This window comes from Urbifossiella limnaea, from assembly GCF_007747215.1.
GTDB lineage: Bacteria > Planctomycetota > Planctomycetia > Gemmatales > Gemmataceae > Urbifossiella > Urbifossiella limnaea.
In genome coordinates this window covers 7,589,629-7,604,607 of the sequence record NZ_CP036273.1, presented here as the reverse complement: position 1 = coordinate 7,604,607, position 14,979 = coordinate 7,589,629, and the positions used below count along the sequence as shown (strand labels likewise).

Sequence of the window (14,979 nt, the reverse complement as noted above, 5' to 3'; positions counted from 1 at the left end):
CCCAGTCATCTTATCCCGCCGGCGACCACCGCCTGGCCGAGTGACAGGCCGCCGTCGTTGCACGGCACCTGCAAGTGGGTCAGGACCGCGACCCCTTCGGCCCGGAGCCGGTCCGCGACCAGTTGCAACAGGGTGACGTTCTGGAACACCCCGCCGGTCAGCCCGACCGCCGGGGCGGCGAGGCTCCCGGCAACGACCCGCACCATCTCGGCGACGGCGGCGTGAAACCGGGCGGCGATCCGGGGCGCCGGGGTCCGGCCGCTAACGTCGGCGACCACGGCCGCGAGCAGCGGGGCGGTGTCGAGGACGAGGGGGCCGGCCCGGGTGACGCCGAACGGGTACGGGTCCGCCCCGTCGCCCGCCACCGCTTCCAACTCCATCGCCGCCTGCCCCTCGTAGCTCACCGCCTGGCAGACCCCCGCCAGCGAGGCGACGGCGTCGAACAGCCGGCCCATGCTGCTGGTGGGAACACAATTCACGTTCCGCTCCAACTGCCGGCGGATGACGCGCTGTTCGGCATCGCCGCACGCGGTCGTACTCGGCAGGTCCGAATCCCAGCCGATGCCGGCTGCCCACAGGTGGGCCAGCGCGACGCGATACGGTTTTCGGACGGCCGCGTCGCCGCCGGGCAGCGGGACGTACTTCAGGTGGGCGACTCGCTCGATGCGGCCTTCATCTGCCAGGAAGAACTCGCCGCCCCAGACGGCCCCGTCGGTCCCGTAGCCCGTGCCGTCGAAGCACGCCACGAGCACCGGCCCGCCGTGCCAGTTGGCGTCCGCCAGCAGCGAGGCGACGTGGGCGCGGTGGTGTTGCACCCGCACCAGCGGGACGCCGCGGCGCTCCGCGAACCGGGCCGCCCACTCGGCCGACAGGTAACCGGGGTGTAGGTCGCACGCCACCACTTCGGGAGCAACGCCGAACAGCGCCAGCAGGTGGTCGGCGGTGCGGTCGAGGGCGGCCAGGGTGTCGGGGCTTTCGACATCCCCGACGTGCTGGCTCAGGTACGCGTGGTCGCCGGCGGTCACGCACAGGGTCGCCTTCAACTCCCCGCCGACGGCCAGCACCGCCTTGCCCGCCCGCGGCAGTTTCACCGGCAGCGGGGCGTACCCGCGGGAGCGGCGGACGGGGTACTCGTGCCCGGCGAACACCCGCACCACCGAGTCGTCGCACGCCGTGTGGATGTCGCGGTCGTGCATCAGGAAGGCGTCGGCGAGGTCGGCCAGCCGCCAGCGGGCCTCGGCGTTGTCGCGGGCGATCGGCTCGTCGCCGCGGTTGCCGGAGGTCATCACCAGCGGGCGGTCGACCAGCAGGTGGTGCAGCGGCGAGTACGGCAGCATCAGGCCGACGGTGTTCAGGCCGGGGGCGATGACGCCGCCCGCGTCCCGGCGTCGCACCATCACGATCGGCCGCTCGGGGCTGGTCAGCACCGCCGCCTCGTCGTCGCCGACCTCGGCGATCCGTTTCGCCGCATCGATGTCCGGCACCATCACCGCGAACGGTTTGTCCGTCCGCCCCTTCCGCTCCCGCAGCTTCGCCACCGCGGCAGCGGTGCCCGCGTCGCACGCCAGGTGGAACCCGCCGATCCCCTTCACCGCCAGGAGGCCGCCGCCGGCGAGCACCCGCCCCGCCTCGCGGACGGCGGCGTCTCCCGCGGCCACGCTCGCCCCGCCCGCTTCGAGCCACACCCGCGGCCCGCACGCCGGGCAGGCCACCGGTTGGGCGTGGAACCGGCGGTCGGCCGGGTCGAGGTATTCCCGCTCGCAGGCCGCACACATCGGGAAGCCGGCCATCGTCGTCGCCGGGCGGTCGTAGGGCAGGCGTCGGATGATGGTGAACCGCGGCCCGCAGTGGGTGCAGTTGATGAACGGGTAGCGGAACCGGCGGTCGGCCGGGTCGAACAGCTCGCGGAGGCAGTCGGCACAGGTGGCGACGTCGGCCGGCACCGAGCTGCCGCGGCCGGCGGTCGTCTGGCTGGCGACGATGACGAAGTGCGTTTCGGGGACGGTCGGCAGGTCGGCCGCGTCCACCGCGTCGACGCGGGCGAGCGGCGGCGGGCGGGCCGTCAGTTCGGCGGCGAACGCCGCCACCCGGTCGGCGGCCCCCTGCACCTCGATGAACACGCCCGCGGTGTCGTTGCCGACGACCCCGGTGAGGGCGTGCCGCACCGCCAACTGGTAGACGAACGGGCGGAAGCCGACGCCCTGCACGACGCCCCGCACGGCGAGCCGCCGCCTCACCACGACGGCCCGACCCCCTGGCGGAGCACCCGCATGTAGTTCCCCCGCTCGAACGCCGCCGGGTCGGGCACCTTGCCCAGGCTGAGCGCGCCGCGCATCTGCCCGACCGAGGCGTACTCCTTCTCGGCCATCCAGTGCCGCAGGTCGGTCAGGATGTGGCTCAGGTAGCCGACCCCGTGGCGGATCAGGGCGGACGTGAGCATCGCCGTGCTCGCCCCGGCCATCACGCACTTGATCACGTCGCGGGCGGTGTGCACCCCGCCGGTCACGGCCAGCTCGATCGGCACCCGCCCGTAGGCCACCCCCACCCAGTGGAGCCGGGTCAGCAGCTCGTCCGAGTGGCTGAGCTTGAGGTGCGGCACCACGTCGAGTTCGTCGATGTTCAGGTCGGGCTGGTAGAAGCGGTTGAACAGGACGGCGGCGGCGGCCCCGGCATCCTTCAGCCGGGCGAGCAGGTTGACCGGGGCCGTGTAGAACGGGCTGAGCTTCACCGCCAGCGGGACGGTGATCTCGCGGCGGACGGCCCGCACCAGCTCCATCAACCCGTCCTCGACCCGCTGCGCGGAGGCGGCCGGGTCAGTCGGGATGTCGTACACGTTCAGCTCGACGCCGTCGGCCCCGGCGTCCTGCACCAGCCGGGCGTAGCGGACCCACCCGCCGACGCTGGTGCCGTTCAGGCTGGCGAACACCGGCACCCCGACGGCGGCCTTCACCTTCCGCAGTTGCTCCAGGTAGCCGTCCGGCCCGGTGTTGTACGCCCGCATGTCGGGGAAGTACGAGGTGGCCTCGGCGAACGACTCGGTGCCCGCCTCCAGGTGGTGGTGCAGGTCGAGCGACTCGGCCTCGATCTGCTCCTCGAACAGCGAGTGCAGGACGAACGCCGCTGCCCCGGCGTCCTCGGCCTTCTTGACGAGGTCGAGGTCGCGGGTGACGGGGGATGACGACACGATGAGCGGGTTGACCAGGGTGTGGCCGAGGTAGAGGGTGGTCAGGTCGGTCACGACGCACCTCCGTTCGCGGCGGCGGCCAGCGGCACGCCGGCGGCCAGCCGTTCGTATAGCTTCCAGCGGTCGGCGACCTCGACCTCGGCCTCGCGGAGGAGCGTCTCGGCCGCCGCCGGGTCGTTCTGGACCAGCACCGTATACCGCGTCTCGTTGTACAGGTAGTTCTTCAGCGGCAGGCTCGGCGGCTTGCTGTCCAGCACCATCGGGTTCTGCCCGGCCGCTTTCCGCCGCGGGTCGTAGCGGAACAGCGGCCAGTGCCCGCACTGCACCGCGGCCTTCTGTTGTTCCAGTTGCTTGCTCAGGTCGAACCCGTGGGCGATGCACGGGCTGTACGCGATGACCAGCGACGGGCCGGGGTAGGATTCCGCCTCCCGCAGGGCGTTCAGCGTGTGGGCGTCGTTCGCCCCGTAGGCCACCCGGGCCACGTAGCAGTTCCCCTGGGTTACCGCCAGCAGTGCCAGATCCTTCTTGGCCGTCCGCTTGCCGCCGGCGGCGAACTTGGCCACCGCCGCCCGCGGGGTGGACTTCGACATCTGCCCGCCGGTGTTCGAGTACACCTCGGTGTCGAGCACCAGCACGTTCACGTTGGCGGCGGTGTTCAGCACGTGATCCAGCCCGCCGTAGCCGATGTCGTACGCCCAGCCGTCCCCGCCGACGATCCACACGCTCCGCGGGACGAGAGCGTCGGCCACGGCCGTCAGGTCTTTGGCCGCGGCGTCCATGCGGCCGGCGAGCTTGGCCTTCAGTTGCTTCACCCGCTCGCGTTGCGGCTTCACGCTGGCCGATGTTTGCTCGGCGTTCAGCAGCCCGTCGACGAGCTCCGCCCCGAGGTCGTCCCGCATCCTGGCCAGCAACTCGCGGGCGTACTCGGCCTGCTTGTCCACCGCCAGCCGCATGCCCAGGCCGAACTCGGCGTTGTCCTCGAACAGCGAGTTCGACCACGCCGGTCCGCACCCGCTGTCGTCCTGCGCCCAGGGGGTCGTGGGCAGGTTGCCGCCGTAGATGGACGAGCAGCCGGTGGCGTTGGCGACGAGGGCGTGGTCGCCGAACAGCTGCGACATCATCTTCAGGTACGGCGTCTCCCCGCAGCCGGCGCACGCCCCGGAGAACTCGAACAGGGGCCGCAGCAGTTGCACGTCCTTCACCGAGTCGGTGCGGATCGTCGCCCGGTCGGGTTCGGGCAGCTTGAGGAAGAAGTCCCAGTTCTGCACCTCGGCGTCGCGGAGCGGCGGTTGCGGGGCCATGTTGATGGCCTTCAGCCGCGGCTCGCTCTTGTTCTTCACCGGGCACGCCTCGACGCACAGCCGGCAGCCGGTGCAGTCCTCGGGGGCGATTTGCAGGGTGAAGAACTGGCCCTTGCGGTCCGGCCAGCGGGCGTCGGCGTGCTTGAAGGTGTCCGGGGCGCCGTTCAGCAACCCCGGCTCGTACACCTTGCCGCGGACCACCGCGTGCGGGCACACCAGCACACACTTGCCGCACTGGATGCAGATCTTCTCGTCCCACACCGGGATCTCGGCGGCGATGTTCCGCTTCTCCCACTGTGTCGTCGCGGTCGGCCAGGTGCCGTCGTTCGGCAGTGCGCTCACCGGCAGCGCGTGCCCCTCGCCGGCCATCATGCGGGCGGTGACGCTCCGCACGAACTCCGGGGCGTCGGCCGACACCAGCGGGCGGCGGCCGGTGGCGGCAGTGACGGCCGCGGGAACCTTCACCTCGAACAGCCGGCCGAGGGTGGCGTCCACCGCCGCCCAGTTCCGTTCGACCACCGGCTGGCCCCGCTTGGCGTAGGTCTTCTGGATCGACTTCTTGATGGCCGCGATGGCCTCGTCCTTCGGCAGCACCCCGCTCAGGGCGAAGAAGCAGGTCTGCATGACGGTGTTGATCCGCCCGCCCATGCCGTTCTCTTTCGCCACACTCAGCGCGTCGATGACGAACACCCGCAGTTTCTTCGCCAGGATGGCCTCCTGCACCGCCCGCGGCAGGTTGCCCCACACCTCGTCCGGGCCGAACGGGCTGTTCAGCAGGAATGTGCCCCCCGGCTCGACCAGCCCGAGCATGTCGAACCGTTCGAGGAAGTTGAACTGGTGGCAGGCGACGAACGACGCCTGCGAGATCAGGTACGTGGAGCGGATCGGGTTCGGGCCAAACCGCAAGTGCGACACCGTGACCGAACCCGACTTCTTCGAGTCGTACACGAAGTACCCCTGGGCGTGCAGCGGGGTGTCCTCGCCAATGATCTTAATGGTGTTCTTGTTCGCCCCGACGGTGCCGTCGGCCCCCAGGCCGAAGAACACTGCCCGCACGCTCGCCGGGTCTTCGGTGCTGTACGCCGGGTCGTAGCTGAGGCTCAGGTGCGTCACGTCGTCCACGATGCCGACGGTGAAGTGGTTCCGCGGGCGGGCGGCCGACAGGTTGTCGAACACCGCCTTCACCATCGCCGGGGTGAACTCCTTGGACGACAGCCCGTACCGCCCGGCGACGATCGTGATCCCGCCGCGGCCGGCTTCGTGCAACGCCGTGAGCACGTCCTGGTACAGCGGCTCGCCGATGGCCCCCGGTTCCTTGGTGCGGTCGAGTACCGCGACGGCCTTCACCGACTCGGGCAGCGCCGCTGTGAACGCGGTCAGGTCGAACGGGCGGAACAGGCGGATCTTCAGCAGCCCGACTTTTTCACCGGCCTTGTTCAGCGCCTCGACCGCCTCTTCCGCCGCCCCGCAGCCCGACCCCATCATCACGATCACCCGCTCGGCCTGCGGGTGGCCGACGTAGTCGAACAGCTCGTACTGCCGGCCGCCCAACTCGGCGAACCTGTCCATCGCGGCCTGCACGATCGACGGGCAGGCGAGGTAAAAGGGGTTGACCGTCTCGCGGGCCTGGAAGTACACGTCCGGGTTCTGGGCAGTGCCGCGGAGCACCGGGTGGTCCGGCGACAGCGCCCGCCGGCGGAACTCGGCAACGAGGTCGTCGCGGATCATCCCGCGAATCTGCTCGGTCGTGGGCGGGCTGATCGTGGCGACTTCGTGCGAGGTGCGGAAGCCGTCGAAGAAGTGCAGGAACGGGAGGCGGGCTTCGAGGGTGGCGGCGTGGGCGATCAGTGCCAGGTCGCCCGCCTCCTGCACCGAACCCGAAGCCAGCATCGCCCAGCCCGTCTGGCGGCAGGCCATCACGTCTTGGTGGTCGCCGAAGATGGACAGCCCCTGGGCGGCGATGGAGCGGGCGGCGATGTGGAACACCGTCGGCGTCAGCTCGCCGGCGATCTTGTACATGTTCGGGATCATGAGCAGTAGTCCCTGCGACGCGGTGAACGTCGTGCCCAGGGCCCCGGCCTGCAACGCCCCGTGCAGCGCGCCCGCCGCCCCGCCTTCCGACTGCATCTCGACCACCCGCGGCACCGTCCCCCACAGGTTCGACTTGCCCTCACTCGCCCACTGGTCGGACAACTCGCCCATCCCCGACGACGGGGTGATGGGGTAGATGGCGATCACCTCGCTGCAGGCGTACGCCACCCGCGCGGCCGCCTCGTTCCCCTCGATCGTGATCCGGCTACCGGCCATGACGCACCCCCTTCGGGCATGTGGCCGCGTAAAGTTGACATTGATGTCGCATTTTCACACTGGCAGCATATTCTAACCGCGTCCGGAAGCAACGAGGTGCCCACGGAGGACGTGATGCCCGCCACGCTTCCCGCCGACAAGCGGCTGAAAATCCTCGACGCCGCCATCCGCAAGCAGCAGAACCGACCGGACGCGCTCATCGCCGTCCTGCACAAGGCCCAGGAGCTCTTCGGGTTCCTGGACACGCCCGTCCTGTGGCACGTCGCCCGGGCGCTGCGGCTGCCGCCGAGCCGGGTGTACGGCACCGCCACCTTCTACCACCTGTTCAGCCTGAAGCCGCGGGGCGAGCACTCGTGCGTGGTGTGCATGGGCACGGCGTGCTTCGTGAAGGGTGCCCAGAAGCTGGTGGACGCGGTCGGCGACCTCGGCGGCATCACGGCCGGGCAGACGACACCCGACGGCAAGGTGTCGCTCCTGGTCGCCCGCTGCCTCGGGGCGTGCGGCATCGCCCCGGCCGTCGTCCTGGACGGCACCACCGTCGGCACCATCACTCCCGACCAGCTCACCGCCCGGGTGAAGGAGTGGACCCATGGATCATGACGAACTCCTCCGGATCGCCGACGCCGAGCGGGCGAAGGCCAAGCCGAACGAAATCCGCTGCTGCACCTCCAGCGGCTGCCGGGCGTCCGGCTCGGCCGATGTGCTCAAGCAGCTCAAGGCGTCGGTGGCCGCGAACGGGTTGAACGACACGCTCACGGCCGTCGGCGTCGGCTGCCCCGGCCTGTGCAGCGCGGGGCCGGTGGTGATGTCGCACCCGGACGGCGGCATGTTCGGCAAGGTGACGGCCGAGCAGGCGAAGGGCATCGTGGCTGCGCTGAGCGGCGGGGCGACCGACGCCCAGCGGATCGACCCGAACCAGCCGTTCTTCCGCAAGCAGTTCCGCGTGGTGCGGGCCACCGCGGGGCAGATCGACCCGGAGCGGATCGAGTCGTACATCGCCGTCGGCGGGTACGAAGGGTTGTACCAGGCCCTCCAGAAGCGGCCGGACGAGATCGTGACGGACGTGACGGCCAGCGGGCTCCGCGGCCGCGGCGGGGCGGGCTACCCCACCGGCCTGAAGTGGGCGACGGTGGAGAAGATGCCCCCCGGGCAGAAGTACGTCATCTGCAACGGCGACGAGGGCGACCCCGGCGCGTTCATGGACCGGTCGGTGATGGAGGACGCCCCGCACCAGGTGCTCGAGGGCATGGCCATCGCCGCCTACGCGGTCGGGGCGAACCAGGGGTTCATCTACGTCCGGGCCGAGTACCCGCTTGCCATCGAGCGGTTGCAGGCGGCCATCACCCAGGCGACGAAGGCCGGGCTGCTCGGGGCGAACATCTTCCAGACGCCGTTCGAGTTCAAGGTCGAGATCCGCATCGGCGCCGGGGCGTTCGTGTGCGGCGAGGAGACCGCCCTGATCGCCTCGGTGCAGGGGCTCCGCGGCACCCCGCGGCCGCGGCCGCCGTACCCGGCCGAGAGCGGGTTGTGGGACCGGCCGACGCTCATCAATAACGTCGAGACGTTCGCCACCATCCCCGCCATCTCGCGGAACGGGGCGGCGTGGTTCGCCGCCATCGGTACCGACCGCAGCAAGGGGACGAAAATCTTCTCGCTCACCGGCAAGGTGAAGAACGCCGGGCTGGTGGAGGTGCCGATGGGCACCACCCTGCGGGCGGTGGTGGAGGAACTGGGCGGCGGCACGGCCGACGGCAAGGCGGTCAAGGCGGTGCAGACCGGCGGGCCGTCCGGCGGGTGCATCCCGGCGAGCTTGTTGGACACGCCGATCGACTACGAATCGCTGGGCAAGATCGGGTCGATCATGGGGTCGGGCGGGATGATCGTGATGGACGACACCGACCGCATGCCCGAGGTAGCCCGCTTCTTCATGGAGTTCTGCGCCGACGAGTCGTGCGGGAAGTGCGTGCCGTGCCGGGTCGGTACCGTCCAGCTGCACGGCCTGCTCACCAAGCTGGTGGAGAGGAAGGCCACGCGCCACGACCTGGACACGCTCGTCGAGCTGTGCCAGCTGGTGCGGGACACCAGCCTGTGCGGGCTGGGGCAGTCGGCCCCGAACCCGGTGCTCAGCACCATCCGCTACTTCGCCGCCGAGTACGAGGCGCTGCTCCAGCCCGAGGAGTTCGCCCGCCCGCCGCGGGCGTCCGTCATCCCGCTGTCGGTGGTGTGAAGCCGGTGCGTCCGCCCGGCCCGCCCGGGGCAGACAGGAGACCCCAACATGGCCGTCGTCACGCTGACCATTGATGGCAAGCCGGTGTCGGCGCGGGCGGGGGAATCGGTCCTCGCCGCGGCCGCGGAAGCCGGCATCAGGATCCCCACCCTCTGTCACCTGGACGGCGTGTCCGAGGCGGCCGCCTGCCGGCTCTGCCTGGTGCAGGTGGAGGGCCGCGGGCGGTTGCAGGCGGCGTGCGTCACCGCCGCCGCCGAGGGGATGGTGGTCCGCACCCAGACGGACACCCTCCGCGAATACCGCAAGATGATCCTGGAACTGCTGTTCGCCGAAGGGAACCACGTGTGCGCGGTGTGCGTGGCGAACGGCAACTGCGAGCTCCAGGCCGCCGCCGCCGACCTGGGGATGGACCACGTCCGCTACCCGTACCTGAACCCGGTGCGGCCGGTGGACGTCAGCCACGCCCAGTACGCGGTCGACCACAACCGCTGCATCCTCTGCACCCGGTGCGTCCGGACGTGCGACGAGATCGAGGGCGCCCACACCTGGGACGTGGCCGGCCGCGGCACCCTGTCGCACCTCATCGCCGACATGGGCCAGCCGTGGGGCGAGTCGGCGACGTGTACGTCGTGCGGCAAGTGCGTCCAGTCGTGCCCGACCGGCGCCCTGTTCCGCCAGGGGAGCACGGTGGCCGAGATGACCAAGGACCGCGAGAAGCTCGGCGACCTCGTCCTGGCCCGGAGGGAGAAAAAATGGACCGTGTGAGGCTGGCCACCGTCTGGCTCGGCGGGTGTTCCGGCTGCCACATGTCGTTCCTCGACATGGACGAGTGGCTGATCGACCTCGCCCCGCACATCGACCTGGTTTACAGCCCCCTGGCCGACGCCAAGGAGTACCCGGACGGGGTGGACGTTGCCCTGGTGGAAGGCGCGGTGGCGAACGAGGAGAACCGGCACATGGCGAAGGTGCTGCGGAAGCGGTCGAAGGTGGTGGTGTCGTTCGGCGACTGTGCGGTGAACGGGAACGTGACCGCCATGCGGAACCCGCTGGGCAAGAGCCTGGAGGTGCTCCGCACGTCGTACCTGCTGGAGAGCGCCGGCACCGGGCTGAAGCTGCCCGACGACCGCGAGATCGTGCCCGTGCTGCTCGACAAGGTGCTGCCGCTGCACGCGGTCGTCCCGGTCGATCACTACCTGCCCGGCTGCCCGCCGCCGGCCGCCCGCATCCGGGCGATCGTCGAAGACCTGCTCGCCGCCCGCACGCCGAGCCGGGCGGCCGAGCTGATCCGGTTCGGGTGAGTGGTTCTGGTGGCACCGGGCGTCCCGCCCGTGCCGCCCCGCCCACCGGCGTCGCCGCCGGTGCCACCGGCCAGAGGTGTTGCGATGAAGCGAATCATCATCGACCCGATCACCCGGATCGAGGGGCACGCCAAGATCAGCCTGTTCGTCGGCGACGACGGCCGGATCGCCGACGCCCGGTTCCACGTGGTCGAGTTCCGCGGGTTCGAGCGGTTCTGCGTCGGCCGGCCGTTCGGCGAGATGCCCAGCCTCACCGCCCGCGTGTGCGGCATTTGCCCGGTCAGCCACCTGCTCTGCTCGGCGAAGACCGGCGACGGCATCCTCGGCGTCCGCCCGCCGGTCGCGGCGGTGAAGCTCCGCCGCACCATGAATCTCGGGCAGATCCTGCAATCGCACGCCCTCAGCTTCTTCCACCTGAGCAGCCCCGATCTGCTGCTCGGGTTCGACAGCCCGCCGGCCACCCGCAACGTTTTCGGCGTCATCCAGTCTCATCCCGACCTCGCCCGCGCCGGCATCCGCCTGCGGCAGTACGGCCAGGAGGTGATCGAGCGGCTCGGCGGGCGGAAGATCCACCCGGCGTGGGCGGTCCCCGGCGGGGTGCGGGAGGCGGCCAGCGAAGAGACGTGTCGGGAACTGCTCGGCCGGCTGCCGGAAGCGCGGGCGACGGTGCAGACCGCCCTCGGGTTCATTAAGACGTACCTCGACACCCACCGCGAAGAGGTGGAGGTGTTCGGCAATCACCCGAGCTTGTACATGGGCCTGGTGCGGCCGACCGACCACGGCTGGGAGCACCACGACGGCGTCCTGCGGATCACCGACCACACCGGGAAGGTGGTGGCCGACGACATCGACCCGGCCGACTACCGCACCCACATCGCCGAGCAGGTGGAACACGACTCGTACCTGAAGTCGCCGTACTACAAGCCGCACGGCTTCCCCGGCGGGGCGTACCGCGTCGGCCCGCTCGCCCGGCTGAACGTGTGCACCACCATCGGCACCCCGCTCGCCGACGCGGAACTGGTCGAGTTCCGCCAGCGGGCGGGCGGGGTGGCCAACTCGGCGTTCCTGTACCACCTGGCCCGGGCCGTCGAGATGCTCGCCTGCACCGAGTGGCTGGAGCGGCACCTGACCGACCCGGACATCCGCTCGACCCGGCACCGGGCCGAGGCGGGGGTGAACAGCCTGGAGGCGGTCGGGTGCAGCGAGGCCCCCCGCGGCACCCTGTTCCACCACTACACGGTGGACGAGAACGGGCTGCTGAAGTCGGTCAACATGATCATCGCCACCGGGCAGAACAACCTGCCGATGAACCGCACCATCACCCAGATCGCCCAGCACTACATCCGCGACACGAAGGCCATCCCCGAAGGGTTCCTCAACCGGGTGGAGCACGGCATCCGCTGCTACGACCCGTGCCTGAGCTGCTCGACGCACGCCCACGGCCAGATGCCGCTGCACTTGCAGTTGATCGGGCCGGGCGGTGAGGTGATCGCCGAGGCGAAGCGGTGAGCGTGCTGCTCGTCGGCATCGGTAACACCCTCCGCCGCGACGACGGCGCGGGGGCGGCCGTGGCGAACCGCTTCTCGGGCCGCGCCGGCTGTCGGGTGCTGGTGGTCCACCAACTCCTGCCCGAACACGTCGAGGAGTTGGCCCGGTGCGACCGGGTGGTGTTCGCCGACGCCGCGGTGGACGCCGGCGGGGTGCGGCTGGAGCGACTCGCCCCGTCGGCCCGCACCCCCGACTTCGGTCACACCGGCGACCCGGCCTGGTTGCTCGGGCTGTGTGAAGTCCTGTGCGGCCGCGCGCCGGAGGGGTGGCTGCTCGCCGTCCCGGCCTTCGACCTGGGGTTCGGCGAGGGGCTGAGCGCCGCCACCGCCGCCGCGGTGGGGGCGGCCGAGCGGGTGTTGCGAGATCACATCACGAAGTGACGCAGGGCGACGACCCGCCGCCGCAGCTCGTCCCGGAAGTCCGGGTGGGCGATCGAGATCAGCAGGGCGGCCCGCTCCCGCAGGCTCTTGCCGTGCAGGTCCACCGCCCCGTACTCGGTCGCCACCCAGTGCACGTGCCCGCGGCTGGTCACCACCCCGGCCCCGGCGTCCAGTTCGGGCACGATGCGGGACAAGGTGCCGCCCTTCGCAGTGCTCGGAAGGGCGATGACCGGCAGCCCGCCCTTCGACACCGCCGCCCCGCGGATGAAGTCCATCTGCCCGCCGATGCCGGAGTAAATGCGGTGGCCGATGGAGTCGGCGCACACCTGCCCGGTCAGGTCGATCTGGAGGGCGGAGTTGATGGCCACCACCCGGTCGTTCTTGCGGATCAGGGCCGTGTCGTTGGTCCGGTCGCACGGGTGGAACTCGACCAGCGGGTTGTCGTCGACGAAGTCGTACAGCCGCCGGCTGCCATTCACGAAGCTGGTCACGCTCCGGCCGGGGTGGACCGCCTTGTACCGGTTCGTCACCGCCCCGCACGCGACTAGGTCCACGAACCCGTCGGCCAGCATCTCCGAGTGGACGCCCAAATCCTGCTTGTCCTTCAGCCGGGCGAGGACCGCATTGGGGATGCCGCCGATGCCCAGCTGGAGGCACGCGCGGTCCGGGACGAGGTCGGCCACCAGCGCACCGATGGCGTCCTCGACCGGTGTGGTCGGCTCCGGCGGGTGCTCGTGCGGCGGGCGGTCGGAGTGACAGTACGCCGTCAGGCGGTCGAGTGGCACCACCGTGTTGCCGTGGGTGCGGGGCATCCGCGGGGTGATCTCGGCGATCAGGATCGGGGCGGTGTCGGCGGCGGCGCGGGCGGAGTCGACGCTCGTGCCGAGGCTGCAGTTGCCGTGCCGGTCGGGCGGGGAGAGGGTGAGCAGGGCGGCGTCCAGCTTGATCCGCCCGGAGGTGAACAGACCGGGAATGTCCGACAGGAACACCGGCACGAAGTCGGCCCGGCCGGCGGCCACGGCCTCGCGGAGCGGCCCGCCCGTGAATAGCGACACCGCCCGGAACCGGTCCCGCACGCCGGGGGCGACGTGCGGGGCGGGGCCGTTCGTGTGCATGTGGTAGAAGGTGACGTCCTCCAGGTCGGCGCGGGCGGCAACCGCCTCGAGTAGCGGCGTCGGGGTGGCGGCCGCGCCCTGGACGAACACGTTCATCCCGCTGCGGATCGGCAGGACGGCCGCGGTCGGCGACGCCCGCTCGGCTGCTCTCATGTCATCCCCCTCGGCCGTGTCGACGGATGCCCTTTGGTGATTTCGTATGGACTCGAGGTGTCGATGCGACGACTTGGTAGGTCGGCTGGAACTCGGCGTACCGGGTAGCTACTTGTCGGAACTGCTCGTGCTTCCCGATCAGCCGCGCTGCTTGTCAGACCTCATGGAAACAGGTAGACCGTTCGACATCGCCACGTGCATGTGGTACACGGGGATCGAGCCGTTTTCGAAGAAGCCGGTGACGATCGCCCGCAACCTGCGCGACCGTAAGCTGCAGCGGGCGCTGATGCAGTTCTTCAAGCCGGAGAACGACTTCCTGGTGCGCGACGCGCTGGCGCAGGCCGGCCGGGCCGACCTGATCGGCGGGTGCGCCGGCCTGATCCCGGCGCACCCGCCGAAGGAAGCGATCGACGCCAAACGCAGGCAGGCGAATGAAGCCTTCAAGGGCGACCATTACCACACCGTCGCGAATCCGGCGAAGGGTGAGAAGCCCGGCGAGCGTGGGGCAGAACCACCGAAGCCGACCGGGTACCGGCCGGGGCGGAAGTCGCAGCAGCGACGGCAGACGAAGAAGTACGGTGGACCGAAGACGTGACCTCGGGCGGGCCGCACCCGCCCGGTGGTGAGGAGAACCCGAGTGATGGCCGACTTCACTCCGACCCAGGGCCGATACTTGGCGTTCATTCACGCCTACATCGGTCTGCACGGCCGCCCGCCCGCCGAATCCGAGATCGCCGCGGCCATGTGCGTTTCGCCGCCCTCGGTGAATCAGATGGTGAAGACGTTGGAAAAGAAGGGTCTGGTCCTGCGCCACCCGGGACAGCCCCGGTCGCTCCAACTCCTGGTCCCGGAAGACGAGATTCCGCCGTGGAATCGGCGCAAGTCGGGAACGAGCCCCGAACGCCCCGGCAACCCCCCGAGACGCGTTGACGCGACGGCGGCGGCCCCCCCGGCGAACCTGTACGTCGTCTTGGTCTTCCTGGCGGGTGGGCCGGTCAGCGAGAAGTTCGCCAACAAGGTGATTAGCCGCACCATCGAGGTCCGCGGCGACCAGACACTCGAACAGCTTCACCGAGCCATCTTCGCGGCGTTCGACCGGTCCGATGAGCACCTTTACGAGTTCCAGTTCGGCAAGCGGCCGTTCGATCCCAAGGGCCCCAACTACGGCATCCCCGACCCGCAGGAACGCAAGAAGGGGTACGGCGACGCCCGCACGACCACGCTGGACGGCCTCGACCTGAAGCCGAATCGCGTCTTCGGCTACCTGTTCGACTTCGGCGACGAGTGGTTTCATCAGGTTCAGGTGGAGCGGATCGAGCACGCCATTCCGACCGTCACCTACCCGCGCGTCATCAAGCGGGTGGGCCAATCTCCCCCACAGTACGCCGACGAGTAGGGACCAACGTGGCGGAGTGAGGTCGGGTCCGGGTCCGACAGCCCTGGCAGGCCGCGTCGATATCCTGTCC

General features: G+C 70.4%; 12 protein-coding genes. 8 read left to right on the top strand and 4 right to left on the bottom strand.

Features of this window, described 5'->3' with window-relative positions; all coding sequences use genetic code 11:
* Positions 1-5 precede the first annotated feature (5 nt).
* From hypF to nifJ, 3 genes are read right to left on the bottom strand one after another with little or no spacing between them, the layout of a single operon-like run.
* Positions 6-2,237, bottom strand: a complete 2,232-nt coding sequence (gene hypF / locus ETAA1_RS30675) for a carbamoyltransferase HypF (protein WP_202920539.1) — start codon at positions 2,235-2,237, stop codon at positions 6-8.
* On the bottom strand, positions 2,234-3,238 hold the full coding sequence (locus ETAA1_RS30670; RefSeq protein WP_145244402.1) for a dihydroorotate dehydrogenase-like protein: 1,005 nt from the start codon (positions 3,236-3,238) through the stop codon (positions 2,234-2,236). Before ETAA1_RS30670 ends, hypF begins: the two co-directional genes overlap by 4 nt.
* A complete protein-coding gene (nifJ, locus tag ETAA1_RS30665; RefSeq protein ID WP_145244401.1) occupies positions 3,235-6,792 on the bottom strand; it encodes a pyruvate:ferredoxin (flavodoxin) oxidoreductase in 3,558 nt (1,185 codons plus the stop codon). Before nifJ ends, ETAA1_RS30670 begins: the two co-directional genes overlap by 4 nt.
* A 114-nt stretch (positions 6,793-6,906) precedes the next feature.
* Here nifJ and hoxE point away from each other — a divergent pair, with 114 nt between their 5' ends.
* From hoxE to ETAA1_RS30635, 6 genes are all read left to right on the top strand, one after another.
* Positions 6,907-7,392, top strand: a complete 486-nt coding sequence (gene hoxE, locus ETAA1_RS30660) for a bidirectional hydrogenase complex protein HoxE (protein WP_145244400.1) — start codon at positions 6,907-6,909, stop codon at positions 7,390-7,392.
* Positions 7,382-9,019, top strand: a complete 1,638-nt coding sequence (locus ETAA1_RS30655) for a NuoF family protein (protein WP_145244399.1) — start codon at positions 7,382-7,384, stop codon at positions 9,017-9,019. Before hoxE ends, ETAA1_RS30655 begins: the two co-directional genes overlap by 11 nt.
* A 48-nt stretch (positions 9,020-9,067) precedes the next feature.
* Positions 9,068-9,784 carry a bidirectional hydrogenase complex protein HoxU gene (gene hoxU, locus ETAA1_RS30650; protein WP_145244398.1) on the top strand — a complete coding sequence of 239 codons (717 nt, stop codon included), beginning with the start codon at positions 9,068-9,070 and terminating at the stop codon, positions 9,782-9,784.
* Entirely contained in the window at positions 9,772-10,317 is a 546-nt protein-coding gene (locus ETAA1_RS30645) for an NADH-quinone oxidoreductase subunit B family protein (RefSeq protein WP_145244397.1), read from the top strand. Before hoxU ends, ETAA1_RS30645 begins: the two co-directional genes overlap by 13 nt.
* Before the next feature lie 84 nt (positions 10,318-10,401).
* Positions 10,402-11,826 (top strand): Ni/Fe hydrogenase subunit alpha, encoded by a 1,425-nt coding sequence (locus ETAA1_RS30640; protein WP_145244396.1) that lies wholly within the window; start codon positions 10,402-10,404, stop codon positions 11,824-11,826.
* Positions 11,823-12,245, top strand: a complete 423-nt coding sequence (locus tag ETAA1_RS30635; protein ID WP_145244395.1) for a hydrogenase maturation protease — start codon at positions 11,823-11,825, stop codon at positions 12,243-12,245. The genes ETAA1_RS30640 and ETAA1_RS30635 overlap by 4 nt, the downstream gene beginning before the upstream one ends.
* Here the strand turns inward: ETAA1_RS30635 and ETAA1_RS30630 are convergent.
* Positions 12,230-13,513, bottom strand: a complete 1,284-nt coding sequence (locus ETAA1_RS30630) for an acetyl-CoA hydrolase/transferase family protein (RefSeq protein ID WP_145244394.1) — start codon at positions 13,511-13,513, stop codon at positions 12,230-12,232. The genes ETAA1_RS30635 and ETAA1_RS30630 overlap by 16 nt on opposite strands.
* 238 nt (positions 13,514-13,751) lie before the next feature.
* Between ETAA1_RS30630 and ETAA1_RS30625 the strand changes: the two genes are divergently transcribed.
* Positions 13,752-14,108: a DUF3362 domain-containing protein gene (locus ETAA1_RS30625; RefSeq protein ID WP_238389327.1), complete on the top strand. Its 357-nt coding sequence runs from the start codon at positions 13,752-13,754 to the stop codon at positions 14,106-14,108.
* A gap of 45 nt (positions 14,109-14,153) precedes the next feature.
* Positions 14,154-14,909, top strand: a complete 756-nt coding sequence (locus tag ETAA1_RS30620) for an IS1096 element passenger TnpR family protein (RefSeq protein WP_145244392.1) — start codon at positions 14,154-14,156, stop codon at positions 14,907-14,909.
* Positions 14,910-14,979: the final 70 nt, after the last annotated feature.

Coding starts and splice junctions, on each gene's coding strand:
- nifJ (WP_145244401.1), bottom strand. CDS start 6,792: ATGGCCGGTAGCCGGATCACGATCGAGGGGAACGAGGCGGCCGCGCGG.
- hoxE (WP_145244400.1), top strand. CDS start 6,907: ATGCCCGCCACGCTTCCCGCCGACAAGCGGCTGAAAATCCTCGACGCC.
- ETAA1_RS30655 (WP_145244399.1), top strand. CDS start 7,382: ATGGATCATGACGAACTCCTCCGGATCGCCGACGCCGAGCGGGCGAAG.
- hoxU (WP_145244398.1), top strand. CDS start 9,068: ATGGCCGTCGTCACGCTGACCATTGATGGCAAGCCGGTGTCGGCGCGG.
- ETAA1_RS30645 (WP_145244397.1), top strand. CDS start 9,772: ATGGACCGTGTGAGGCTGGCCACCGTCTGGCTCGGCGGGTGTTCCGGC.
- ETAA1_RS30640 (WP_145244396.1), top strand. CDS start 10,402: ATGAAGCGAATCATCATCGACCCGATCACCCGGATCGAGGGGCACGCC.
- ETAA1_RS30630 (WP_145244394.1), bottom strand. CDS start 13,513: ATGAGAGCAGCCGAGCGGGCGTCGCCGACCGCGGCCGTCCTGCCGATC.
- ETAA1_RS30620 (WP_145244392.1), top strand. CDS start 14,154: ATGGCCGACTTCACTCCGACCCAGGGCCGATACTTGGCGTTCATTCAC.